At 74.0% G+C, this 24323-nt stretch carries 20 protein-coding genes and 1 pseudogene; 13 read left to right on the forward strand and 8 right to left on the reverse strand.

Annotated features, from left to right (window positions below; all coding sequences use genetic code 11):
* Window positions 1-233: 233 nt before the first annotated feature.
* Window positions 234-1208, reverse strand: coding sequence for an A/G-specific adenine glycosylase (locus ACIRFH_RS18180; RefSeq protein WP_403521657.1), 975 nt, complete (start codon window positions 1206-1208; stop codon window positions 234-236).
* A 118-nt stretch (window positions 1209-1326) separates the two neighbouring features.
* On the opposite strand from ACIRFH_RS18180, the gene ACIRFH_RS18185 reads away from it, so the two are divergent.
* Both ACIRFH_RS18185 and ACIRFH_RS18190 read left to right on the forward strand, forming a co-directional pair.
* Window positions 1327-3477, forward strand: coding sequence for a histidine kinase (locus tag ACIRFH_RS18185; protein ID WP_403521659.1), 2151 nt, complete (start codon window positions 1327-1329; stop codon window positions 3475-3477).
* Window positions 3474-4142 carry a response regulator gene (locus ACIRFH_RS18190; protein WP_403521661.1) on the forward strand — a complete coding sequence of 223 codons (669 nt, stop codon included), beginning with the start codon at window positions 3474-3476 and terminating at the stop codon, window positions 4140-4142. The genes ACIRFH_RS18185 and ACIRFH_RS18190 overlap by 4 nt, the downstream gene beginning before the upstream one ends.
* 4 nt (window positions 4143-4146) lie before the next feature.
* On the opposite strand, the gene ACIRFH_RS18195 is transcribed toward ACIRFH_RS18190, so the two are convergent.
* Window positions 4147-4797 (reverse strand): phosphatase PAP2 family protein, encoded by a 651-nt coding sequence (locus ACIRFH_RS18195; protein ID WP_403521663.1) that lies wholly within the window; start codon window positions 4795-4797, stop codon window positions 4147-4149.
* A 174-nt stretch (window positions 4798-4971) separates the two neighbouring features.
* Here ACIRFH_RS18195 and ACIRFH_RS18200 point away from each other — a divergent pair, with 174 nt between their 5' ends.
* Complete coding sequence (locus tag ACIRFH_RS18200) at window positions 4972-5823, forward strand: hypothetical protein (RefSeq protein WP_403521665.1); 852 nt, start codon at window positions 4972-4974, stop codon at window positions 5821-5823.
* A 9-nt stretch (window positions 5824-5832) separates the two neighbouring features.
* Here ACIRFH_RS18200 and disA read toward each other — a convergent pair whose 3' ends face one another.
* Together disA and radA are read right to left on the reverse strand one after the other, a co-directional pair.
* Window positions 5833-6957: a DNA integrity scanning diadenylate cyclase DisA gene (gene disA, locus ACIRFH_RS18205; protein WP_077799043.1), complete on the reverse strand. Its 1125-nt coding sequence runs from the start codon at window positions 6955-6957 to the stop codon at window positions 5833-5835.
* 81 nt (window positions 6958-7038) lie between these two features.
* Window positions 7039-8448 carry a DNA repair protein RadA gene (gene radA, locus ACIRFH_RS18210; RefSeq protein ID WP_403521667.1) on the reverse strand — a complete coding sequence of 470 codons (1410 nt, stop codon included), beginning with the start codon at window positions 8446-8448 and terminating at the stop codon, window positions 7039-7041.
* 577 nt (window positions 8449-9025) lie between these two features.
* Between radA and ACIRFH_RS18215 the strand changes: the two genes are divergently transcribed.
* Window positions 9026-10795, forward strand: coding sequence for a hypothetical protein (locus tag ACIRFH_RS18215; RefSeq protein ID WP_403521712.1), 1770 nt, complete (start codon window positions 9026-9028; stop codon window positions 10793-10795).
* Between the two features lie 38 nt (window positions 10796-10833).
* Here the strand turns inward: ACIRFH_RS18215 and ACIRFH_RS18220 are convergent, their stop codons facing one another.
* Window positions 10834-11745: a hypothetical protein gene (locus ACIRFH_RS18220; RefSeq protein ID WP_403521669.1), complete on the reverse strand. Its 912-nt coding sequence runs from the start codon at window positions 11743-11745 to the stop codon at window positions 10834-10836.
* Between the two features lie 71 nt (window positions 11746-11816).
* Here ACIRFH_RS18220 and ACIRFH_RS18225 point away from each other — a divergent pair, with 71 nt between their 5' ends.
* The 4 genes and pseudogenes from ACIRFH_RS18225 to ilvD all read left to right on the forward strand — a co-directional run bounded on the left by ACIRFH_RS18225 (window position 11817) and on the right by ilvD (window position 15982).
* Window positions 11817-12749 carry a Ppx/GppA family phosphatase gene (locus tag ACIRFH_RS18225; protein ID WP_403521671.1) on the forward strand — a complete coding sequence of 311 codons (933 nt, stop codon included), beginning with the start codon at window positions 11817-11819 and terminating at the stop codon, window positions 12747-12749.
* A gap of 153 nt (window positions 12750-12902) precedes the next feature.
* The gene (locus ACIRFH_RS18230; protein ID WP_403521673.1) at window positions 12903-13742 is read left to right on the forward strand and encodes a sugar phosphate isomerase/epimerase family protein; all 840 of its coding nucleotides are present in this window, start codon (window positions 12903-12905) and stop codon (window positions 13740-13742) included.
* A pseudogene (locus ACIRFH_RS18235) lies at window positions 13739-13933 on the forward strand (TetR family transcriptional regulator); the annotation flags it as partial. The gene ACIRFH_RS18230 and the pseudogene ACIRFH_RS18235, both read left to right, overlap by 4 nt.
* 195 nt (window positions 13934-14128) lie before the next feature.
* Window positions 14129-15982, forward strand: coding sequence for a dihydroxy-acid dehydratase (gene ilvD, locus ACIRFH_RS18240; protein ID WP_403521675.1), 1854 nt, complete (start codon window positions 14129-14131; stop codon window positions 15980-15982).
* Between the two features lie 22 nt (window positions 15983-16004).
* Here ilvD and ACIRFH_RS18245 read toward each other — a convergent pair whose 3' ends face one another.
* Window positions 16005-18149, reverse strand: a complete 2145-nt coding sequence (locus tag ACIRFH_RS18245; RefSeq protein WP_403521677.1) for a serine/threonine-protein kinase — start codon at window positions 18147-18149, stop codon at window positions 16005-16007.
* A 194-nt stretch (window positions 18150-18343) separates the two neighbouring features.
* Here ACIRFH_RS18245 and ACIRFH_RS18250 point away from each other — a divergent pair, with 194 nt between their 5' ends.
* From ACIRFH_RS18250 to proC, 4 genes are all read left to right on the forward strand, one after another.
* Window positions 18344-18673, forward strand: coding sequence for an SH3 domain-containing protein (locus tag ACIRFH_RS18250; protein WP_403521679.1), 330 nt, complete (start codon window positions 18344-18346; stop codon window positions 18671-18673).
* Between the two features lie 43 nt (window positions 18674-18716).
* The gene (locus tag ACIRFH_RS18255; protein WP_403521681.1) at window positions 18717-19238 is read left to right on the forward strand and encodes an EamA/RhaT family transporter; all 522 of its coding nucleotides are present in this window, start codon (window positions 18717-18719) and stop codon (window positions 19236-19238) included.
* 142 nt (window positions 19239-19380) lie between these two features.
* Window positions 19381-20214, forward strand: coding sequence for a class I SAM-dependent methyltransferase (locus ACIRFH_RS18260; RefSeq protein WP_403521682.1), 834 nt, complete (start codon window positions 19381-19383; stop codon window positions 20212-20214).
* Between the two features lie 38 nt (window positions 20215-20252).
* Window positions 20253-21065, forward strand: coding sequence for a pyrroline-5-carboxylate reductase (gene proC, locus ACIRFH_RS18265; protein WP_403521684.1), 813 nt, complete (start codon window positions 20253-20255; stop codon window positions 21063-21065).
* Window positions 21066-21112: 47 nt separating this feature from the next.
* Here the strand turns inward: proC and ACIRFH_RS18270 are convergent, their stop codons facing one another.
* On the reverse strand, window positions 21113-21697 hold the full coding sequence (locus ACIRFH_RS18270; RefSeq protein ID WP_403521686.1) for a cysteine hydrolase family protein: 585 nt from the start codon (window positions 21695-21697) through the stop codon (window positions 21113-21115).
* 75 nt (window positions 21698-21772) lie between these two features.
* Here ACIRFH_RS18270 and ACIRFH_RS18275 point away from each other — a divergent pair, with 75 nt between their 5' ends.
* Complete coding sequence (locus ACIRFH_RS18275; protein ID WP_403521688.1) at window positions 21773-22774, forward strand: GlxA family transcriptional regulator; 1002 nt, start codon at window positions 21773-21775, stop codon at window positions 22772-22774.
* On the opposite strand, the gene trpS is transcribed toward ACIRFH_RS18275, so the two are convergent.
* Window positions 22729-23733, reverse strand: coding sequence for a tryptophan--tRNA ligase (gene trpS / locus ACIRFH_RS18280; RefSeq protein ID WP_403521690.1), 1005 nt, complete (start codon window positions 23731-23733; stop codon window positions 22729-22731). The two genes, ACIRFH_RS18275 and trpS, sit on opposite strands and share 46 nt — an antisense overlap.
* Window positions 23734-24323: the final 590 nt, after the last annotated feature.

Here is a 24323-nt window from a genome sequence, read left to right on the forward strand (position 1 = left end):
CCCCGTGCCCGTCGGGCACGGATACGAAGGTAGGGAAGCGTTGTCACGGCGCTGTGCGAAGCAGCCTGCGGCTAACCCTCAGCTGTCCGTCGGTTGTGTAACGAACGTGGGAACGGAGCCTGGTGCTGGGCGATTTGAGTACGTCAAAGGGTGATTTGTCCGGCGATGCCGTCGTGACGGAAGCCCGCACGACGGTGACCGTCGTGACGTGTCCGCTGTGACCCCGCTGTGCGTCAGCTCAGCGGCAGCCGGTACATCCCGTCCGCCAGCGGCTCCACCAGGCCGTCGGCGACCAGGCCGTCCAGGGCGCGGGCCCGCTGGACCGGTTCGTGCCACACCCGGTCCAGCGCCGCCTGCGGCACCGGCCGGTGCGCCTCCCGCAGCACCGCGAGCAGCCGGCCGCGCACCTGCCGGTCGGTGCCCGCGTACGTCTGGCCACGGCGCGGCGGCCCGTCGTGCTCGGGCTTGCCGGCGAGCCGCCAGGCGCACTGCGCGGCGATCGGGCAGCGGTGGCACGACTCGTTGCGGGCCGTGCACACCAGGGCGCCCAGCTCCATGGAGGCGGCGGCCCAGCGGGCGGCCGTCGCCTCGTCGTCCGGCAGCAGTGCGCGCGCCAGCTTGCGTTCGGCGGCGGTGGTGGCGTTCGGCGGGTACTGCACGCCGGTGACCGCCCGGGCGAAGACCCGGCGGACGTTGGTGTCCAGCACGGCGTGCCGCCGGCCGTAGGCGAAGGAGGCGACCGCCGCGGCCGTGTACTCGCCGATGCCGGGCAGGGCCAGCAGCTGGGCGTGGTCCGCCGGTACGTCTCCGCCGTGCCGTTCCGTTATGGCGGCCGCGGCCCCGTGCAGGCGCAGGGCGCGGCGCGGGTAACCGAGCCGGCCCCAGGCGCGGACGGCCTCGCCGGGGGCCTCCGCGGCGAGGTCCGCGGGGCGCGGCCAGCGGGCCATCCACTGCTCGTACACGGGCAGGACCCGGTTCACCGGCGTCTGCTGGAGCATGAACTCGCTGACCATCACGCCCCACGCCCCGGCCTCCGGGCGCCGCCACGGCAGGTCGCGGGCGTGCTCGTCGAACCAGTCGATGACGGGGGAGTGCAGCGATTCGCCGGACACGGCCGGGGCGGCGGCCGGGTCGGCGGGAGCGGGCGCGGCTGTGGGGGCCGCGGGGTCGGTGGGGCCGTCGTGCGAGGGCTTCGTGGGCGCAGTCATGACCCTCCGATCCTGCCACGGGAGGAGGGCCGAACGGGCGCACCGCCACCCACGGAGACCACGGCACCTGACGATCGGCAGGGGCACCGGCCCGCCCGCCGCTTGTAGCGTCGGACGTATGGAACACCTCCGCCGGCCCCCGCGCGCCGGGCTCGACGGTCCCACCGAGCCGGACGACCGCGCCGGACACCACGGCCGTGCCGGACTCGACGACGGGGCCGCGTCCTCCGGCGGGCACGGGGAGGCGGGCGGACGCGCGGGGACGGCCGACCGGCCCGGGGAGCGGCTCGAAGGCGGCGACCGTGCCGGGACCGGCGGGCGTGTGGAGTCCGGCGGCGACGGCGCCGGACACGGGATCGGCGCGGAGCCCGGCGACCACGCCGGGGCCGGGGCCCGGCCGGATCCGGCCGTCCGGCCCGGACCCGACGGCCGGCCCGCACCCGGGAGCCGGCCCGCACCCGGCGACCACGCCGGGGCCGATGGGCAGGCGGGGCCGGGTGGTCGTACCACGTCCGGCGGTCAGGCCGGTTCCGTGAGCCGTACGGGGTCCGGCACCGGCAGCCGCACCGGCACCGGCAGCCGCACCGGCACCGGCAGCCGCACGGGCAGGCGCACGGGCACCGGCGACCGTCCGCGTGCCGACGGACGCGCCCCCTCCACCGGCCGTGTCGGCTCCGGCGCCCTCCGGCGGTCCGTGCGGGGCCGTTCGATCGGGCGAGGCGTCCTGTTCTGGGCGGCCCTCGCCGCTCCGGCGGTCACCGCGGACCGGCTCGGGCTGAACGAACCGCGGCCCCTGTGGCAGCAGTCGGCCGGTCTGGTCGTGCTCGCCGCGGCCGTCGTACTCGCCCGCCGCCGCCCCCTCACCGCGTTCGCCCTGGCCGCGGGCCTGGGCCTGGCCGCCGCGCCCGCCCTGTTCAGCGTCTCCTACGGCCCCGCGCTCGGCGTCCTCGCCCTGCTCCTCGGCCTGCGCGCGGCCCGCGCCCGCCCCGCGGTGGCCGCCTTCACCGCGGTGGGCGTCGTCGGCACGGTGCGGATCGCGCTGTACGGGGTGGACCCGGCCCCGGAGTGGCTGGTCATGACCGGCACGCTGCTCTTCGGCTGCGTCTTCCCCTGGCTCGGCGGACGCTACTGGCGGCAGAACCGCGCGCTCGCCGAGGCCGGCTGGCTCAGGGCGGCCCGGCTGGAGGACGAGCAGCGGCACGCCGAGGAGCGGGCCCGGCTGCGGGAGCGGGCCAGGATCGCCCAGGACATGCACGACTCCCTCGGCCACGAACTGAGCCTGATCGCCCTGCGCGCCGGCGCCCTCCAGGTCGCCCCCGGGCTCGCCGCCGAGCACCGCGCCGCCGCGGCCGACCTGCGCAGGGCCGCCGCCGACGCGACGGACCGGCTGCACCGCATCATCGGCGTCCTGCGCGAGGCCGACGAGCCGGCCCCGCTGACCCCGGCGGGCGAGAGCGTCGAGGACCTCGTCGCCAGGGCAGCCGAGTCGGGGCTCCCGGTGCGCTGGGAGCCGTCGGACACCGCGCCGGTCCCGGACCCCGCCGGGATCACCGGGCGGCTGCTGCACCGCGTGGTGCGCGAGGCGCTGACCAACGCGGCCCGGCACGCCCCAGGCGCCCCCGTCGTCGTCGCGGTCACCGGCCGGGCGCACGGCACGACGGTCACCGTCACCAACGGCCGGGCCACCGGGGCGGCTTCGCCCTCGTCGGGCGGTTCCGGCCTGCTCGGGCTGCGCGCCGCCGTGACCTCGGTCGGCGGCGACCTCGACGCGGGCCCGCACGGCGAGGGGTTCCGGGTCCGCGCGTACGTCCCCGCACAGGACACCACCGCCCCGCCCGCCCCGCGCGTCCCCGCCCCGCCCGCCTCCCCCTTCGCCAAGGCCCGCCGCCGCGTCGCCCTCGGTCTGGGCGCCGCCGCCGGTGCCGGGGCCGTCCTGGTCGGCGCGGCCTTCGGCTGGTACGCGTACACGGAGACGCACTCGGTGCTCAGCCCCGGCGCGTACGCCGAGCTGTCCCTGGGGACGCCGCTCGCGCAGGTCGCTAAGGTGCTGCCGGACCGAGCGGTGCACGACCCGCCCTCCGACCGGGCGCCCGCGCCGCCGGAGGGCGCCGACTGCCGTTATTACCGGGCGAGCGGCGAACTCCTGGTCTCCGTCGATCACTTCCGGCTCTGCTTCGACGACGGGGGCCGTCTGGTCGCCAAGGACGTCGTCCCCCGTGTCGGGCTGTCCGGCGAGGGACGCGAGGAATACGAGGAGTTCGTACGGTGATCCGGGTCCTGCTGGCCGACGACGAGGCGATGGTGCGGGCCGGGGTGCGCGCGATCCTGGCGAGCGGGGGCGAGAGTGAGGTCGTCGCGGAGGCCGGGGACGGGCACCAGGCGGTCGAACTCGCCCGCGCCCACCGCCCCGACGTCGCCCTGCTGGACATCCGCATGCCCCGCCTGGACGGCCTCGCGGCGGCCGAGGAGATCGTGCGCACCGTCCCCGGCACCGCCGTCGCCATGCTGACGACCTTCTCCGAACAGGCCTACGTGGCCCGCGCGCTGGCCGCCGGAGCCACCGGCTTCCTGCTCAAGTCCGGTGACCCGTACGAACTGATGGCGGGCGTGCGGGCGGTGGCGGAGGGCGCCGCGTTCCTGTCGCCGAAGGTGGCCCGGTACGTCATCGAGGACCTCGGCAGGGGCGGGGGCGGCCGGCTCGCCCGCGAGGAGCACGCACGTGCGCGCGTGGCGCGGCTGAGCCCGCGCGAACGCGAGGTGCTCGGCCTCGTGGGCGCCGGCCTGTCCAACCCGGAGATCGCCGCCCGGCTGCACCTCGTCGAGGGCACGGTGAAGGCGTACGTGAGCGCGGTCCTGGACCGGCTGGAGGTGCGCAACCGGGTGCAGGCGGCGATCGTGGCGTACGAGGCGGGGATCGTCGCGCCGGACGCCTGAGACCTCACCGCCGCCGGTGCGCGGCGACGTACGCCGCCGCAGGCGCGGTGGCCGGGCCCGGCCCGGCGAGCCACCGGGCGGCGGGCGCCGGCGAGGCGCGCAGGGCGTCGGCCAGCCGGGTCGCCGGGCGGGTGCCCAGCCGTACGGCCGCGGCGGCGACGACGGCGCCCAGCAGGAGCCCGGCGGCGACGTCGTGCGGGTAGTGGACGCCGACGAAGACCCGCGAGAAGGCCATCAGGAGGGCGAGGGGCGCCGTCAGCAGGACGAGCGCGCGCCGGACGAGGGCCAGGGCGAGGGCCGCGGCGCCCGCGATGGTGGCGTGGTTGCTGGGGAAGGACCAGTCGCCGCTCGCCGGGCACTCGGCCAGTGACGCGACCGCGCCGGTGACCGCCCGGCACGGACGTTCCTCGGTGACACCGGACTTGAGCAGTTCGCTGCACACGTACGCCACGGCCGTGGCCACGGGTGCAAGGACCGCGATCGCGAATGCCCGGGAACTGTCGCGGCGCGACCGCCACCATCCGATGACGAACAGCGCGGCGAACAGCAGCAGTCCGGCCTCCGTCCACACCTCCGCCGTGTGCTGCACCCACGCCGGGGCGTCGTGGGCGAAGCCGGTGATGTCGCGGTAGAGCTCGTCGTCCTCGAAGGTCATGGTCACTGACCGTAGGCGATCGGGCGATCCGATCACACCCTGCGATCGACACGTGCGACACCTGACGATCGGCAGGGGTGCCGGGGCCGTCTGCGGAATGATGATCCGGAAAAGTTGTGAGCCGAGCGGCGGGTAGGACAAGGGAACGCGCCGATCTCTCGTACAGTTTGCGCCGTGGGATCTCTGCGCAATCCGGTCGGGCCGCTTCCCTCCTCCATCTACTGGCGTCGGAGGGCCGTACTGCTGTCCGTGTTCGCCCTGTTGGCGCTGCTGATCACGTGGGTCGTGGTCGTCGGTGGCGGGGGCGGCGGGAAGGGCCACGAGGACGGCGCCGACGGCAAGCACCCCGCGCCGTCGATCACCCCCGGCCCCTCGGGGTCCGGGCCGGCGATCAGTCAGGCGCCGGGCGGGCGCGACGAGTCGGGCGACGGGAGCTCCAGCGGTTCGGGACCGGGCGCCGGCGAGGGCGGCGGTTCCGGCGGCGGCTCGGGGTCGGGCTCGGGGTCGGGCGGGGCCGACGGGGACGGTTCCGGCGGATCGAGCAGTTCCGGTTCCGGTTCTGGTGGCGGTGGTCCGGTGACCGCGGTCGGCGCGGGCGACGCGCTGCCGGCCGGGTCGAGCCTGCCCGACTGCACCGCGAACGCGGTGGAGTTGAGCGTGCGCAGCGTCCAGAACTCCTACTCGCCCGGTCAGACGCCCACCTTCGAACTGACCGTCCGGAACACCTCCGGCAGCGACTGCAAGTTCGACCTCGGCCCGAAGCACGTGGTGCTGGCGATCACCCCGGCGAGCGGCGACGACGCGTACTGGTCCTCCGACGACTGCCCCAAGGGCTCGGGGAGCCTCACGTACCGGGTGACCGCCGACAGCGGCATCACCTCCACCGTGAAGTGGGACCGCAAGCCGAGCGCGCCCAAGTGCGGGAAGACCCCGGCGGGTTCGGCCGGTGCGGGAACGTACCTGGTGGAGGCGAAAGCCGCGGGATTCGAGGAGTCGCGGACGTCCTTCGTGCTCAAGAACGACTGACACAGGCGGTCAGACGTAGCGCTCCAGGATCGACGACTCCGCCAGCCGCGACAGCCCCTCCCGCACACTGCGCGCCCGCGCCTCACCGACGCCGTCCACCGTCTGCAGGTCGTCCACGCTCGCGGCGAGCAGCTTCTGCAGTCCGCCGAAGTGCTCCACCAGCCGGTCGATGATCGCGCCGGGCAGCCGCGGCACCTTCGCCAGCAGCCGGAAGCCGCGCGGTGACACCGCCGAGTCCAGCGTCTCGGGAGACCCGGTGTACCCCAACGCCCGGGCCACCGTGGACAGTTCGAGCAGCTCGGCGTGGCTGAGCTTGTCCAGCTCGGCCAGCGCCTCGTCGACCGTGCGGGACCGCTTGGCGGTCGGCTCGGGCACGTAGTCCCGCACGACCAGCTCCCGCTCCGGCTCCACGCCGGCGATCAACTCGTCCAGCTGGAGCGCCAGCAGCCGCCCGTCGGTGCCCAGCTCCACCACGTACTCGGCGATCTCGGTGGCGATGCGACGCACCATCTCCAGGCGCTGCGAGACCGCCGAGACGTCCCGGACGGTGACCAGGTCCTCGATCTCCAGCGCCGACAGCGTGCCCGCGACCTCGTCGAGCCGCAGCTTGTACCGCTCCAGGGTCGCCAGGGCCTGGTTGGCCCGGGACAGGATCGCGGCGGAGTCCTCCAGGACCCGCCGTTGCCCGTCGACGTACAACGCGATCAGCCGCATCGACTGCGAAACCGACACGACGGGAAACCCGACCTGCTTGCTGACCCGGTCCGCCGTACGGTGCCGGGTACCGGTCTCCTCCGTGGGGATCGTCGGGTCCGGAAGGAGCTGCACGCCGGCCCGGAGGATCTTCGACAGGTCCGAGGACAGCACGATGCCGCCGTCGAGCTTGCACAGCTCGCGCAGCCGGGTCGCGGTGAACTCCACGTCCAGCACGAAGCCGCCGGTGCACATCGACTCGACGGTCTTGTCGGAGCCGAGCACGATCAGACCGCCGGTGTTGCCGCGAAGGACCCGCTCCAGGCCGTCACGCAGGAGCGTGCCGGGCGCCACGGCGCTCAGTGAGGCGCGCATCAGGCCATCGGCACCGGCACTCCCACCGGATTTTCCGGGAGCTGCTGCCCGGTCGTTGGCTGCCACTGCACTCCTCCGGTCGCAGGTTCTTCTGGCGCTGCCGCGTCGCACACTCGGTCGTACGGACGGGCGAGACCAGGGCAAAGTCTACCGGCGGTCCTCCTCCTCCCGTGGGGCCTCTCGCCGACGGGAGCGCGGAAGGACCCGCAGGGCGTCCCCCATGTCCGCGACTTCCAGGACCTTCATGCCGTCGGGGACCCTGCCCGGATCGGTCGGCACCAGGGCGTGCGTGAAGCCCAGCCGGTGCGCCTCGGCGAGCCTGCGCTGGACGCCCGTGACCCGTCTCACCTCGCCGGCGAGACCGACTTCGCCGATCGCGACGAGGTTCTTGGGCAGCGGGGTGTCGCTCGCGGCACTCGCCAGGGCGAGGGCGATGGCGAGGTCGGCGGCCGGCTCGGAGAGCTTCACCCCGCCGACCGTCGCGCTGTAGATGTCCCTCTTGCCCAGCGCGCTGATCCGGCCCCGCTGCTCCAGCACGGCCAGCATCATCGACACCCGGGACGTCTCCAGACCGGACGTGGTGCGCCGCGGGGACGGGATCTGCGAGTCGACGGTGAGCGCCTGCACCTCGGCCACCAGCGGCCGGCGCCCCTCCAGGGTGACGGTCAGACAGGTGCCGGGCACGGGCTCGGCACGCCGGGTGAGGAACAGCCCGCTGGGGTCGGCGAGGCCGGTGATGCCCTCGTCGTGCAGCTCGAAGCAGCCGACCTCGTCCGTCGTGCCGTACCGGTTCTTGACGCCCCGCACCAGCCTCAGCCGGGCGTGCCGGTCGCCCTCGAAGTGCAGGACGACGTCCACGAGGTGCTCCAGCAGCCGGGGCCCGGCGATGGCGCCGTCCTTGGTGACGTGGCCCACGAGCAGCGTGGCCATGCCGCGGTCCTTGGAGGCACGGATGAGAGCGCCCGCCACCTCCCGCACCTGTGCCATGCCGCCGGGGGCGCCATCGATCTCGGGGGAGGCCACCGTCTGCACGGAGTCGAGGATCAGCAGCGACGGCTTGACCGCGTCCAGGTGCCCCAGCACCGCCGCGAGGTCGGTCTCGGCGGCGAGGTACAGATGATCGTCGATCGCCTTGATCCGGTCGGCACGCAGCCGCACCTGGCTCGCCGACTCCTCACCGGTGATGTAGAGGGTCTTGTGCTCCTCGCTGGCCGACTTGGCCGCGACGTCGAGCAGCAGCGTGGACTTGCCGACGCCGGGCTCGCCCGCGACGAGCACCACGGCCCCGGGCACCAGTCCGCCGCCGAGCACCCGGTCGAGCTCGGGCACGCCGGTCGGGCGGGCGGTGGCCTGACGGCCGTCGACCTGGCCGATGGGCAGCGCGGAGGTGGTGACGCGCCCCGGCGTCGTCGTACGGACCGCGGGCGCGCCGTACTCCTCGACCGTGCCCCAGGCCTGGCACTCGGGGCAGCGGCCGAGCCACTTGGCCGTCTGCCAGCCGCACTCGGTGCAGCGGTAGGACGGCCGGTCCTTGGTGGTCTTCGTACGGGCAGCCATGCGTGAACGGTAACCGCCGCGACTGACAACGTGCCGGGCCGGGCGTTGCGGGTGCGGTGACCCGGCGCTCACGGGAGGGGCGCGAGGCGCGTGGCTCGGCGCCGCGAAGGCGCCCGGCGTGGACACGGGCGGGTGACTCGGCCCGGCGCTGCCGGGGTGCCTGCGCCCACCCGTGCCGCCCCAGCGGCACGACTGCCCGCAGCTACGCGGGACGGGGTGACGGCGGTCAGTCGCGTACGGCGGGAAGGGGACGTGTCGGGGGGTGTCCGCCCGCAGCGGTTGGCGCGTCCGCGCCGGTACTTCTGTGGCCGACCGATTCCGCGCCGTTCCGAGGACGGACACCCCCCGGCGCGGCCCCGACCCACAGCCCACCGAAGGCGCTACGCGCACCCCCACCGAACCCGCACAGGCCGCCGCAGGCACGCCCGCCCACGCGCCGCAGGCCGCCGCAGGCACCCCGCACCCACAGCGAACCACGGCCCCGTGTCCCCTTATGAGGGATCGTTTCACCCGTACGGATTAAAAGAGTCCGACGCGCCAGTTCGCGCCACCCACGGCCGCCTACGGTCACCGAGTGATGAGGAGCAGTCCGGAGACCACGACCCGCACGACCGGCACCCACCGGGCACACCGGGAGCACCGGGAGGCGCGTGACCGCGCGGCGGCGCGCACGCTGGCGCAGCGGTCGTCCACGCCCTACGAGGCGTACCTGGACGGCCTGTTCACCTACTGCCTGTCCGTCCTCTGCGACCACGACACCGCGACCGCCGCCCTCGGCGACGTCCTCGCACTGGCCGAGCGCCGCGACCACCGCGGCCCCCGGGGCCACCGCGGCCCCGAGCCCGCGGACCGCAGGGCCTGGCTGTACGCGCTGGCCCGCTGGGCCTGCCTGCGCAAGCTGGCCGAGGCCAAGCAGAAACGTCCGGTCAGCCACGCCGCGGACCGCACGGACCCCGACCGGCGGCACCCGGCGCAGCACCCCCCGTCCCCGTCCGGCGAGGAACAGGAGCGGCGCCGCCGCGAACTCGCCCTGCTGGCCTGGCCGGAGGCCGCCGGCACCACCCCGGAGCAGCGCGAGGCCCTGGAACTCGCCGTGCGCCACCGCCTCGCCGCCCACGAGGTCGCCGCCGTGCTCGGCATGGACCTCGCCGCCACCCGGGAACTGCTCGCCGCGGCCGCCTGCGAGGTCGAACGCACCCGCGCGGCCCTCGCGGTCGTCGAGACCGGCGCCTGCCAGGGCGTGGCCCGCCTCACCGGTGACAACCGCTTCGTGCTCAGCGCCGCCCTGCGCCGCGAGCTGGTCCGGCACGTCGACGACTGCCCGCGCTGCCGCCGTGCGGCCGAGCGCGCGATCCCCGGCCGCTGGCCCGGCACCAACGTCACCCCCGCCGAGCTGCCGGTCCTGGAGGCCCCGCGCGCGGCGCTGCACGTCGCCATGGCGCACGGCCCGCGCGCCCGGGGCGCGGCGCCCCGCTTCGACCGACGCGGCTTCCCGATGGACCCGAAGGACCGCGCGGCCCGCCGGGACCGCCTGCGCTCCCGCGCCGTGACGACCACCGTCGTCGCCACGGTCGTCGCGGCCCCCGTGCTGGCCCTGTGGGCGGCCTACCGCGGCACCCCGGTCGGCGAGGGCGAGGACGGCCGCTCGGCCAGCGCCAGCGAGGCGCAGGGCCCGGACGGCCTGTACGGCGAGGCGGCGGGCGGTTACGGCCGCGGTTACGAGAACGCCGGCAACGCGAGCAGCACCCCCGGCACCCGCTTCGGCAAGAACGGCAAGGCCGACGTCTCCGTCGAGGTCGTCAGTGTCCCGGGCGCGGGCACGGGCGGGAAGAGCACCGGCCGCCTCGCCGTGTCGGCGGGGAACGACGGCGACACCACGCTGGTCACCCTGTCCGCGACCGGCGACGCACCGGTGCGCTGGTCCGCCTCCGCCGGCGCCTCCTGGCTCTACCTGAGCCAGTCGTCGGGAACGCTCCGCCCCGGCGAGACGCTGACGATCAAGGTGTACGTCGACCATCTGCGCGAGCCGTCCGGCCCCTGGAGCGCCAAGGTGGCCGTCTCGCCCGCCGGTGCCGTCGTCTCGATCCACGGCTACGGCACCGCGCCGGCCCCGTCCCACCCGGGCCCGCGCCCCAGCACGCCCGACGGCTCGCCGTCCCCGTCCGACCCGGGCCCGGACCCGTCGCCGTCGACCACGGCGCCACCGGACCCCACGCCGACGGTCGATCCGACGCCCACGACACCCGGTCCGGATCCGACGCCCACCGAGTCGACCCCGACCGACGGCACGGGCGGCTCGTCACCCACGCCCGACGACGGCGGCACCCCGAGCCCCGTCACGCCGTAGCGACCCCGCCCCGAGGCCACCTCCCGGCGCCCACCACCTCAGCGGGGGCCGGGGTCCGCCGGGTGCGGCGCCAGCAGCGGCAGCTGCGACGCCAGCCGGGCCTCGCACAGCTCCACCAGCCGGTCGTAGCCCGCCTTGCCCATCAGTTCGATCAGCTCCGGCCGGTAGCTGACGTACACCGGGTCGCCCGCGCCGTGCGCCGAGGTCGCCGACGTGCACCACCAGTGCAGGTCGTGCCCGCCCGGGCCCCAGCCGCGCCGGTCGTACTCACCGATCGACACCTGCAGGACACGGGTGTCGTCGGGCCGGTCGATCCACTCGTACGTCCGCCGCACCGGCAGCTGCCAGCACACGTCCGGCTTGGTCTCCAGCGGCTCCCTGCCCTCCCGCAGCGCGAGGATGTGCAGCGAGCAGCCCGCGCCGCCGGCGAAGCCGGGCCGGTTCTGGAAGATGCAGGAGCCCTGGAACGGGCGGGTCTGCCGGGAACCCTCGTCGTCCTCGGAGACCCAGCCGTTCCGGGTGCCCTCGGCGTGGTGCTGCCAGATGTCCGGCGTGAGCCTCGCCACGTGCTCGGCGACCCGCTGCTCGTCGTCCTCGTCGGAGAAGTGGGCGCCCAGCGAGCAGCACCCGTCGTCCGCGCGGCCCGCCTGGATGCCCTGGCAGCCGCTGCCGAAGATGCAGTTCCAGCGAGAGGTCAGCCAGGTCAGGTCGCAGCGGAAGACCTGCTCGTCGTCGGCCGGATCCGGGAACTCCACCCACGCGCGCGCGAAGTCGAGACCCTTCTCGTCGTCCGGCGCGGGACCAGCGGGACCCGCACCCGCAGGACCCGACGGAAGACCCGGCGCGGAACCCGCGGAGGAAGCCTCGGCCACCCCGCTCAGCCCACCCCTCTTGTCCCTCTTGTCCTTCTTGGGTGACTTTCCGTCCTTCGCCTTTTTCGTCTTTGGCACGGCTCCAGGGTAAGTCGCCCGAACCTGCCGACGGCACCGCCGGCCGCCCCGTCGGCAGTAGCGTTCCCTCCATGAGACTCGGTGTCCTCGACGTGGGTTCGAACACGGTGCATCTGCTGGTGGTGGACGCGCACCCCGGCGCGCGCCCGCTGCCCGCGCACTCGCACAAGGCGGAGCTGCGCCTCGCCCAGCTCCTCGACGACGGCGGCGCCATCGGTCCCGAGGGCGTGGACCGGCTGATCGCGGTCGTCCACGAGGCGCTCCGGGCCGCCGAGGACAAGGGCGTCGAGGATCTCCTGCCCTTCGCCACCTCCGCCGTGCGCGAGGCACGCAACGCCGACGACGTCCTCGCGCGCGTCCGTGAGGAGACCGGCGTCGAGCTCACCGTGCTCAGCGGCGCGGAGGAGGCGCGGCTCACCTTCCTCGCCGTCCGCCGCTGGTTCGGCTGGTCGGCGGGCAAGCTGCTGGTCCTCGACATCGGAGGCGGCTCCCTGGAGATCGCCTACGGCATCGACGAGGAACCGGACGCCGCCGTGTCGCTGCCGCTCGGCGCGGGCCGGCTGACCGCCGCCTGGCTGCCCGGCGACCCGCCCGACCCGGACGACGTCCGGGCGCTGCGCCGCCACGTCCGTACGGAGATCGCCCGCACGGTCGGCGAGTTCAGCCGCTTCGGCGCACCCGACCACGTGGTGGCCACCTCCAAGACCTTCAAGCAGCTGGCCCGCCTCACCGGTGCCGCGCGTTCCGCCGAGGGCCTCTACGTGCAGCGCGAGCTGAAGCGGGCCTCCCTGGAGTCCTGGGTGCCCCGCCTGGGCGCCATGTCGACCGCCGAGCGCGCCGAGCTCCCGGGCGTCTCCGAGGGCCGCGCGGCCCAGCTGCCGGCCGGTGCCCTGGTCGCCGAGGCGGCGATGGACCTCTTCCACGTGGAGAACCTGGAGATCTGCCCCTGGGCCCTCAGGGAGGGCGTGATCCTGCGCCGCCTGGACCACATGGGCCAGGACTGACGCGCCCCGGGAGCGGCGGGGCCGTACCGGCGTGCGGCCCGGCCGCGCGGGCGCGAGCGACCGCACCGCACCCCGCGCCCGCCCTATGGCGCTCACCACAACGGCGAACAGCCACCCCGCACCCACCCGACCGCACCCCGTAACCTGGCCTCCGTGGCAGAACCAAGGGACGTAGTCCGCATCCCGGACGCGAAGGTCGCCCTGTCGACGGCTTCCGTCTACCCGGAGTCGACGGCGACGGCCTTCGAGATCGCCGCGCGCCTCGGCTACGACGGCGTCGAGGTCATGGTCTGGACCGACCCGGTCAGCCAGGACATCGAGGCCCTGCGCCGGCTCAGCGACTACCACCGGGTACCGATCCTGGCCGTCCACGCGCCCTGCCTGCTCATCACGCAGCGGGTCTGGTCCACCGACCCCTGGACCAAGCTCCGGCGCGCCCAGGCCGCCGCCGAGAAGCTGGGCGCGAGCACCGTCGTCGTGCACCCGCCGTTCCGCTGGCAGCGCCAGTACGCCCGGGACTTCGTCAGCGGCATCTGGCGGATGGCGAACGAGACGGACGTGCGGTTCGCGGTCGAGAACATGTACCCCTGGCGCTACCGGGACCGCGAGATGCTCGCCTACGCGCCGGACTGGGACGTGACGAAGGAGGACTACCGCCACTTCACGATCGATCTCAGCCACACCGCCACGGCCCGCACCGACACCCTCGGCATGATCGGCCGCATGGGCGACCGCCTCGGCCACGTCCACCTCGCCGACGGCAAGGGTTCCGCCAAGGACGAGCACCTCGTCCCCGGCCGCGGCGACCAGCCCTGCGCCGAGGTGCTGGAGAGTCTCGCGCGCACCGGTTTCGACGGCCACGTCGTCATCGAGGTCAACACCCGTCGCGCCATGTCCAGCGCCGAACGTGAGGCCGACCTCGCCGAGGCGCTGGCCTTCACGCGCCTGCACCTGGCGTCGGCCTCCTCGGCGGCGGGGCCGTCCCGGCCGTGAGCGACGCCGCCGAGGGGACCCCGGGCGCCTCCGACACCCCCGCCGCTCCCGTCCGCCGCCGAGGCCGTCCCCCGCGCGCCGAGTCGGCCGGGACCCGCGACCGCATCCTCACCGCGGCCCGCGAGGAGTTCTCCGGGCGGGACCGCGAGAGGACCTCCGTACGCGGCATCGCCAAGGCGGCGGGCGTGGACCCCGAGCGGATCGTCGCGCGGCCGGCGCCGGTCGTGCAGGGCCGTCCCACCGGTCCCTGAGCCCTCCCGGCGGCGAGACGGGCATCCCGCATTCCGGACACCTTGTCCCGATCCCTGGATGACGGGCGTACGCTCGTCGACAGTCAGAAAACTGCCGGCGCTTCCTGGCAGAACTCTCCGAAGGAGCGAGCGACGATGCCCGAGCTGAGGTCCCGCACAGTCACCCACGGCCGCAACATGGCGGGCGCCCGCGCCCTTATGCGTGCCTCCGGTGTACCCGGTGCGGACATCGGGCGGAAGCCGATCATCGCGGTCGCCAACAGCTTCACGGAGTTCGTGCCGGGCCACACGCACCTCGCCCCGGTCGGCCGGATCGTCAGCGAGGCGGTCGTCGCGGCCGGCGGCATCCCGCGCGAGTTCAACACGATCGCCGTCGACGACGGCATCGCCATGGGCCACGGCGGCATGCTCTACTCCCTGCCCTCCCGCGACCTGATCGCGGACAGCGTGGAGTACATGGTCGAGGCCCACTGCGCCGACGCCCTGATCTGCATCTCCAACTGCGACAAGATCACCCCGGGCATGCTCAACGCCGCGCTGCGGCTGAACATCCCGACGGTGTTCGTCTCCGGCGGCCCGATGGAGTCCGGTCGCGCCACCCTGGTCGACGGTACGGTCCGCACGCTCGACCTGGTCGACGCGATGTCCGAGGCCGTGAACGAGAAGATCTCGGACGAGGACATGCTCCGCATCGAGGAGAGCGCCTGTCCGACCTGCGGCTCCTGTTCCGGCATGTTCACCGCCAACTCGATGAACTGCCTGACCGAGGCCATCGGCCTGTCCCTGCCGGGCAACGGCTCGGTCCTCGCCACCCACACCGCGCGCAAGCAGCTCTACGTCGACGCCGCGAACACGGTGATGGACCTGGTCCACCGCTACTACGAGCAGGACGACGACTCCGTCCTGCCGCGCAGCATCGCCACCTTCCAGGCGTTCGAGAACGCCATGGCGCTCGACATCGCGATGGGCGGCTCCACCAACACGATCCTGCACCTGCTGGCCGCCGCCCAGGAGGCGGGCGTGCCGTTCGGCCTGGAGCAGATCGACGCCGTCTCCCGCCGGGTGCCGTGCCTGGCGAAGGTCGCCCCGAACGTCGCCAAGGGCCGCACGTACTACATGGAGGACGTGCACCGCGCCGGCGGCATCCCCGCCCTCCTCGGCGAGCTGCACCGCGCGGGCCTGCTCAACGAGGACGTGCACGCCGTCCACAGCCCCTCCCTCGCGGACTGGCTGAAGACCTGGGACGTGCGCGGCGGCTCCCCGTCCCCCGAGGCCGTCGAACTGTGGCACGCGGCGCCCGGCTGCGTCCGCTCCGCCGAGGCCTTCTCCCAGTCCGAGCGCTGGGAGGCGCTGGACACCGACGCCGAGGGCGGCTGCATCCACTCGGCCGAGCACGCCTACTCCGAGGACGGCGGCCTCGCGGTCCTCAAGGGCAACCTGGCCGTCGACGGCTGCGTCGTGAAGACCGCCGGCGTCGACGAGTCCATCTGGACCTTCGAGGGCCCCGCGGTGGTCTGCGAGTCGCAGGAGGAGGCCGTCCAGAAGATCCTCACCCAGCAGGTGAAGGAGGGCGACGTCGTCGTCATCCGCTACGAGGGCCCCAAGGGCGGCCCCGGCATGCAGGAGATGCTCTACCCGACCTCGTACCTGAAGGGCCGGGGCCTGGGCAAGGCGTGCGCCCTGGTCACCGACGGCCGGTTCTCCGGCGGCACCTCGGGCCTGTCCATCGGCCACGCCTCCCCCGAGGCGGCCTCCGGCGGCACCATCGCCCTCGTCGAGGACGGCGACCGCATCCGCATCGACATCCCGAACCGCTCCATCGAGCTGCTGGTCGACGACGCCGAACTGGCCCGCCGCGAGCAGGCCCTGAACGGCGTGTACGCCCCGAAGAACCGCGAGCGCAAGGTCTCCGCGGCGCTGAGGGCGTACGCCGCGATGGCGACGAGCGCCGACAAGGGCGCCGTCCGGGACGTGAGCAAGCTGGGCTGACCGCCCGCGCGGACCCCGGCCGCTACCAGGCGGCCGGGTCCCGCCCGTCGACGCCGAACACGGTCCCGTCCGGCGCACCGGCGTAGACGTGCCCGTCCACGATCACCGGCACGTGCAGCGTGGCGGGCACCCGGTCGGACTCGGCGCCGAACCGCGTCGGCGTCTGCCCCAGGAGCCTGCCCGTGCGGGCGTCTGCCCCGAGGAGCCGCCCGTCGGGGGTGGTCACGTACACGTGCCGTCCGTCGGAGGCGGGCGCCGAGCCCCGGCTCACCCCGGTCTCCAGCCGCCACCGCTGCGTGCCGGACGCCGTGTCGACGGCCACCAGCGAGCCGCCCGCGCCCATGAGGTACACGGTGTCCCCGTGCACCCCGGCCTGTGCCTCGGGGACCGGGATCTCCAGATCCACCCTGCGCACCGACCGGGTCTTCGGCGTGTAGCGCAGGACGGCGGACGCGTCGCCGTAGGACGCGCCGCCGGTCAGGAAGTACACGGAGCCGTCCGCCGCGCCCACCGGCGTCAGCGTCCCCTCCAGTTCGGCGTCCCACCGCACATCGCCCGTCGCCGGGTCCACCGCGGTCACGCGGGTGCGGGACCCGTCGTCGGACACGGTCGCCGCGTACGCCGTCGGCTCCCCGGCGAACGAGGTGAAGTACGGCACGGCCTGCCCGGGGATCCGGCGGGACCAGACGATCTCGCCCGAGGCGCCGTCCACGCCGGTGACCCGCCCGTCGGCGGCGGTGAGCAGGAGCATGTCGCCCGCGCACCGCAGCCCGTTGTAGTCGGGCATGCCCTTGTGCCACCTCACCTCGCCGGTGGCGGGGTCGAGCGCCTCCAGGTCGCCGATCAGGCCGATGTCGGGCTGCACGAGGCCGCCCGCCATGACCGGCGGTTCGCTCCGCGTCGCCTCCGTGACGTCGTGGCGCCACAGCGTGCGTCCGTCGTCCGGGTCGAGGGCGAAGACCAGCCCGGGCCGCCCGCACAGCAGCTTGCCCGCGCCGTACGAGCACTGCGGCACACCGCTCTGCGGGGCCGCCTCCGTCTCCCACGCGGCGAAGCCCGGCGCATTGCGTGCGACGGCGGCCTGCCGCGCCGGTTCGGAGCGGCCGGACCACTGGAGCGAGGCGAGCCCGCCGAGCACGGCGAGGCACAGCACCCCGGCGACCAGCACCGTCCGCCGCCCGATCCGGCGCACGGGACGCGCGGCGGGCCCGTCCGACGGGGCCTCCTCCGGGCGGGCCTCCTCGGCAGGGGCCTCCTCCGGGGCCTTCTCGGCCGGGGACCGCGGCGGTTCGTCCGCCCCGGACCGCGCCGTCGGCATGAACGACTGCGTGTCGTACAACGCCGCCACCGACCGCAGTTCCCGCATCAGCTCGTCCGGCGTGGGCCGGTCGTCCGGCTCCTTGGCCAGACACCGCAGCACCAGCGGCGCGAGCGTCTCCGGCACGCCCGTCAGATCGGGCTCGTCGTGCACGACCTGGTAGGCGACGACGTACGGGCTGTCCGAGTCGAAGGGCCCGCGCCCGGTCGCCGCGTGCACCATCAGCGACCCGAGGGCGAAGACGTCGGCCGCGGGCCCCACCTCCCGGGGCCGCCGGAACTGCTCGGGCGCCATGAAAGGCGGCGTCCCGATCAACTTCCCGGTCTCGGTCCGCAGTTCGCTGTCCTTCGGCCGGGAGATGCCGAAGTCGATGACCTTCGGACCGTCCTCGGCGAGCAGCACGTTGCTCGGTTTCAGGTCACGGTGCACGACCCCGACCCGGTGGATGTCCCGCAGCGCCTCCGCGAGTCCGGCCATCAGCCGACGCAACTGGGCCGGGTCCATGGGCCCGTTCCGCTTCACCTGCTCCGAGAGGGTCGGACCGGGGATGAACAGGGTCGCCATCCAGGGCCGTCCGGCCTCCGGGTCGGCGTCGACGACCGGCGCGGTGAAGGCACCGCTCACCCGCCGCGCGGCGGCCACCTCCTGCCGGAACCTCCCCCTGAACTCGGGGTCTTCGGCGTAGCGGGCGTGGACGACCTTCACCGCCAGCTTCATCCCGGAGGTGCTGCGGGCCACGTGCACGACGCCCATGCCGCCCGAGCCGAGGCACGACTCCAGACGGTAGTGACCGGCATATTCCGGAAGTTCCGCTTCCGCGCCCGCTCCGTCGTTCTCCTGTGGCGCCATGGGACCACCCCCGTGCTGTTCCGTGCGCGCGCGACGTTCGGAGCCTAGTCGATGAGACGTACGGGACCGAGGCGGCTTGCTAACCTCCGCGTGCGCGTCGCGAACACACGTGCGACGGCGTGTTTCCGGACAACCTGTTTCCACGCAATTGACAGCACCCCACCGGGACGTGGGATGCGACGGGGGAGGACATCATGACTATCGGCCATGTCGACCAGGCCGGCCGTCCGGACGGGACCGACGGGGGCACGGAAGCGGTGACGACGGCCGCGGCGGCCGTCACGTACTACCCGGTCGCCCCGGGCGTCCGTCTCCACGTCCGCAGCGGCCCCGGCACCGGCTACGGCATCGTGCGGACCCTCCCGGAGGGAGCCCGCGTCCCGATCCGCTGCCAGACACCGGGGACCACGGTGACGGGCCCGTACGGCACCAGCGCCATCTGGGACAACATCGGTGACGGATACGTCTCCGACGCGTACGTGCGCACCGGCAGCGACGGCTACGTCGCTTCCCGCTGCTCCTGAGCCCGCCCGGGGCCCGCGGCACGCCCGGCGCCATAATCGTCCCGTGAGCGCAGAGAACGGCACGAACGGCATCCCGGACACCTCCGCGGGCTCCACGCCCCCCGCCGGTCCCCGCCCCGAACCCCTCCGGTTCTTCGGCACGACCTGGGTGGACCACGGCAACGGCTACGCCGCCCGCCGGGCCGGCCTGGCCGTCGGCTCCCTCGCCGTGGCGGCCGCCGCCTGCTTCGTCCTCCGCGTCGCCTACGAGGGCCTCCGGATCGCCGCCGTCGGCGGTTTCGTCTCGCTGCTGATGATCGTGATGTTCGCGGTCTGCAGCGCACTCGCCTTCCGGCACACCTGGTCCGGCTTCACCAGCCGCCCCGACCCCGACCGCCAGGCCTCCCTGCGCGGCCTGTTGACCATCGGCTTCGTCGGCACGCTCCTCGCCTACTTCTTCCGCACCTTCACCGAGGCCCCGGGCGAGACGCTCCACCGCGCCGAGTACGACAGGGCCCGCGAGGAGTACGAGAAGCGCACCACCCGCCGCTCCCGCAACCCCTCGAAGAAGCGCCGCCGCTCCTGACCGTCCCGGCGAGCCCGTTCACGCGCGGAATGGCGAGCCCGTTCACGCGCGGGACAAGGGCCCGCGCAGAAGGACCCTGCGGAAAAGTCCCCTGCGGAAAAGTCCCCTGCGCCCCACGGTCATCCGACGCCACCATGGCCGCATGACGACATCAAGGGTCGACCCGCCGGCCGGCCACGCCGCCCGCGCCCACTCCTTCAACGCCGCCGCGGCCCGGTACGCCGCCAACCGCCCCTCCTACCCGCCCGCCCTCTTCGATGCGATCGAGGAGTTGTCCGGCCGCCCCCTGGCCGGCTCCCGCGTCGCGGACGTCGGCGCCGGCACGGGCATCGCCACCGCCCGCCTGCGCGAGCGCGGCGCCTACGTGATCGCCGTCGAACCCGGCGCGGGCATGGCGGCCGAATTCCGCCGCGGCCTCCCCGACGTGCCCATACTCCGCGGCGACGGCAACACCCTCCCCCTCGCCGACCACAGCGTCGACCTTCTCACCTACGCCCAGGCCTGGCACTGGACCGACCCCGCCCGAGCGGTCCCGGAGGCGTTGCGCGTGCTGCGTCCGGGCGGGGCGCTCGCGCTGTGGTGGAACACCGACGCCCTCGACGTGCCGTGGATCGCCGAGGCGGCCGAGCGCACGGGGCGGCACTTCGGCCTGAACGTCTCCGCCGAGAAGCGGAACGTCGACGCCCGCGTCGCCGATCCCTCCGGCCGCCTGGCCTTCGCCCACCGCGAGCTCCGCTGGAGCCGCCGCGTCCCGCTGGACACGCACCTGGCCAACCTCGCCAGCCACTCGGTCTTCCTGACCGACGACGAGGAACGCGGCGCGGCCTTCCTGGCCGAGGAGCGGGAACACCTCCTGGCCGTCTTCCCCGACGGCGTCGTCGAGGAGACGTACGACGTCGTCCTGCTGCTCGCGCTCACCCCGCCGTCCCGCCCACTGGACGCCCCGCCCCCACCCACCCCCGGAGTGCGAGGATGACACAGGACGACGCGCACCCCCGGAGGGCACCGAAACCCATGACCCAGAAAGTCGCAGTCCTCGGCACCGGCAAGATCGGCGAAGCCCTGCTCAGCGGAATGATCGGAGCAGGCTGGGCACCCGCCGACCTCCTGGTCACCGCCCGCCGCCCGGAACGGGCCGACGAACTCCGCGCCCGCTACGGAGTCAGCCCGGTCACCAACGCCGAGGCCGCCAAGACCGCCGACACCCTGATCCTCACGGTCAAGCCGCAGGACATGGGCACCCTCCTCGACGAACTGGCCCCGCACATCCCCGCCGACCGCCTGGTCATCAGCGGCGCCGCGGGCATCCCGACCTCCTTCTTCGAGGACCGCCTAGCCGCCGGCACCCCGGTGGTCCGCGTCATGACGAACACCCCCGCCCTCGTGGACGAGGCCATGTCCGTCATCTCCGCCGGCACCCACGCCACCGCCGCCCACCTCGCCCACGCCGAGGAGATCTTCGGTGCCGTCGGCAAGACCCTCCGTGTCCCCGAGAACCAGCAGGACGCCTGCACCGCCCTCTCCGGCTCGGGCCCGGCGTACTTCTTCTACCTGGTCGAAGCCATGACCGACGCCGGCATCCTCCTGGGCCTGCCCCGCGACAAGGCCCACGACCTGATCGTCCAGTCCGCGATCGGCGCCGCGAAGATGCTCCGCGACAGCGGCGAACACCCGGTCAAGCTCCGCGAGAACGTCACGTCCCCGGCCGGCACCACCATCAACGCCATCCGCGAACTCGAGAACCACGGCGTCCGCGCCGCCCTCATCGCCGCCCTGGAAGCCGCCCGCGACCGCAGCCGCGAACTCGCCTCCGGCACCAAGGACTGACGGACGCCGAGGGCCGACGACCCGGTGAGCCCCCCCCACGCGGGGGCTCACTCCGCCGCGGCCACCACGCCCCCGGTCGTCACCACCCGCGCGAACCCGCCCCCGTGCAACGACACCGCCGACGCCCGCGCCAGCTCGTCCGCGCTCTGCCGCCAGCCGAAGGGCCCCTCCAGGTCGAAGGTGTACGTCGCGTCGAACGCGACCAGCACGTCGAACCCGAGGTTCCCGCCCATCCGCGCCGTCGTCTCCACGCACATGTTCGTCTGGATCCCGGCCAGCACCACCTGGCCGATCCCCCGCTCCCGCAGCCACGCCGCCAGATCCGGTGTCCCGAGGAACGCCGAGTTCACGGTCTTCGTCACCAGCAGCTCGCCTCCGCCCCCCTTCCCGCGCCGCCGCTCCACGTACTCCTTGAAACCGTTGCCCTCGTACCCGGCCCGCAACGGCGACCCCGGCTCGACCGAGTCGTGCCGCACGAGGACGACCGGCCGCCCGGTCGACTGCCACACGTCGATGAGGGCGGCGATGTTGTCGTCCGCCGCCGGATGATTGCGCGTCCCCCAGAAATCGAGCTCCTCGAAGCCCTTCTGCACGTCCACGACCACCAGCGCTGCGTTCTCTGCGATGTCCATGCCCACGATCGTGCCGCCGGACGACCGCGCTCCCCAGAGGCACAGAAGTCAGCGATCGATGGTTTACTGCCACCCATGGCAGTGCAGGCCACCGTCCAGGCCCCCTACCGCGTCGCCCTCGTCGCCTTCCCCGGCATCCGGGCCTTCGACGTCTCCGTCATCACCGAGGTCTGGGGCACCGACCGCACCGACCGCGGCGCCCCCGCCTTCGACCTGCGCCGCGTCGCCGTCGACGGCACCACCGCCGTCCCGATGCGCGGCGGCCTCGCCCTCCACCCCGACCGCCCCCTCGCCTGGCTGGACCACGCCGACCTCGTCGTGGTCCCCGGCCTCGACGACCACCTCACCCCGGCCCCCGCCCCGGTCCTCGACGCCCTCCGCCGCGCCCACGCCCGCGGCACCACCGTCGCCGCCCTGTGCGGCGGCGCGTTCACCCTCGCCCAGGCGGGCCTGCTCGACGGCCGCCGCGCCATCACCCACTGGCGGCTGATCGACCTCCTGCGCGCCCACCACCCCCGCGTCACCGTCGTCCCCGACGCCCTCTTCATCGAGGACGGCAACCTCTGGACGGCGGCCGGCACCGCGGCCGGCATCGACCTCTGCCTCCACCTGGTCCGCCTGGCCCACGGCGCCGAGGCCGCCGCCACCATCGCCCGCTCGATGGTCACCGCCCCCTTTCGCACCGGCACCCAGGCCCAGTTCATCGAGCACCCCACCCCGCGCACCGACCGCGACGCCGACGCCCTCGCCGCCGTCCGCGAGCACGCCCTGCGCCACCTCCACGAGCCCCTGACCGTCGCCGACCTGGCCTCCCTCGCCGGCATGTCCCCCCGCTCCTTCGCCCGCCACTTCACGGCGGTCACCGGCACCACCCCCCTGCGCTGGCTCCTCGACCAGCGCATCGCCGCCGCCCAGAAACTCCTGGAGCGCACCGACCTCCCCATGCCCGAGGTCGCCCGCCGGTCCGGCTTCGGCAGCGAGGTCACGATGCGCCAGCACTTCGCATCGCGCCTCGCCACCAGCCCTCGCGCCTACCGGGCCGCGTTCACGGGTGGCAGCAGCCCGATCGCGCGATAAGCGGCATCCACGGTCGGCCGGGCCATCGCCCGCGCCCTCTCCGCGCCGTCCCGCAGCACGCCCTCCACGTACCCGGGATCCGCGCACAGCTCCCGATGCCGCTTCCGCACCGGCCGCAACGCCTCCACCACGGCCTCCGCGACGTCCTTCTTCAGCGCGCCGTACGAGTCGTACGCCCCCGCCAGCTCCGCCGGCTCCCCGCCCGCGCACGCGGCGAGGATCTCCAGCAGATTCGCGAGCCCCGGCCGCACCTCCCGGTCGTACACGACCTCGCGCCCACTGTCGGTCACGGCCCGCACGACCTTCTTCCGCACCACGTCCGGCTCGTCCAGCACATAGACGATGCCCGGCCCGGTGTCGTCGCTCTTCCCCATCTTCGACTCGGGCTCCTGCAGATTCATCACCCGAGCCGCCACCACCGGATGCGTGGCCCGCGGCACCACGAAGGTGTGTCCGTACCGCTGGTTGAACCGCACCGCGAGATCCCGCGCCAGCTCCACGTGCTGCGTCTGGTCGTGCCCGACCGGCACCTCGTCCGTCCCGTACGCCAGGATGTCGGCCGCCATCAGTACGGGATACGTCAGCAGCGACAGCCGCACACTCCCGCCCCGCTCCCGCGCGGCCTTCTCCTTGTACTGGATCATCCGGCGCATCTCACCGTCGGTGGCCACGCACTCCAGTACGTATGACAGCCGCGCGTGTTCGTCGACATGACTCTGGACGAACACGGTGCACAACGCCGGGTCCAGCCCCGCCGCCAGCAGCAGAGACGCCGCCTGCCGGCTCAGCCGGCGCACCCGTGCCGGATCGTGGTCCACGGTCAGCGCGTGCAGATCGACGACGCAGAACAGCGCGTCGGACCGGTGCTGGTCCTCCACGACCCACCGTCGCATGGCTCCCAGGTAGTTCCCCAGCGTCAGGTGCCCGGTCGGCTTGACCCCACTGAAGACCCGCGTCATTCCTCCACCTCCTGGTCAGAGCCGCCGCCACCGCCGGCCGCCCCTCCCGGAGGGAGATACGAGAACGGCCGCCGAAGCGGCGGCCGTCGAACGCATACGTGAGCACGGCCGCCGTCAGGCGGCCCACCAGAACTGGGTGCACGTACGCGTCATCACACCCCCAAGCTACGTCCGGCACGGACGCCTCGCCACGGAGTTGACACGGCATACCCCCATCCGTAGTGTTCTCCGAGTTGTCCGACGTGAGCGCCGACCCCGGTCGGTCCCCGGACAGCGATTCCACGAGTACCAACCACTCCTCGACGACAGTCGCGCTGTCGACGTCGTCGTGTCATTGGCACGTGTATTCGCGGAATGAGGAATCCACGTTCGAAAGAACGCGGCCCCGATTAGATCGGGAGCCGGGAATCCGCTAGAGTCTCACTTCGTCGGAACGGCCCAACGGCCGGGAAGACAACCCCCTCTGACGGGGAATCGGAGCCCGAAAGGATCTGATAGAGTCGGAACCGCCGGAAAGGGAAACGCGGAAGCGGGAACCTGGAAAGCACCGAGGAAATCGGATCGGAAAAGGATCTGATAGAGTCGGAAAC

Source organism: Streptomyces sp. NPDC093586, assembly GCF_044764905.1.
Taxonomy (GTDB): Bacteria; Actinomycetota; Actinomycetes; order Streptomycetales; family Streptomycetaceae; genus Streptomyces.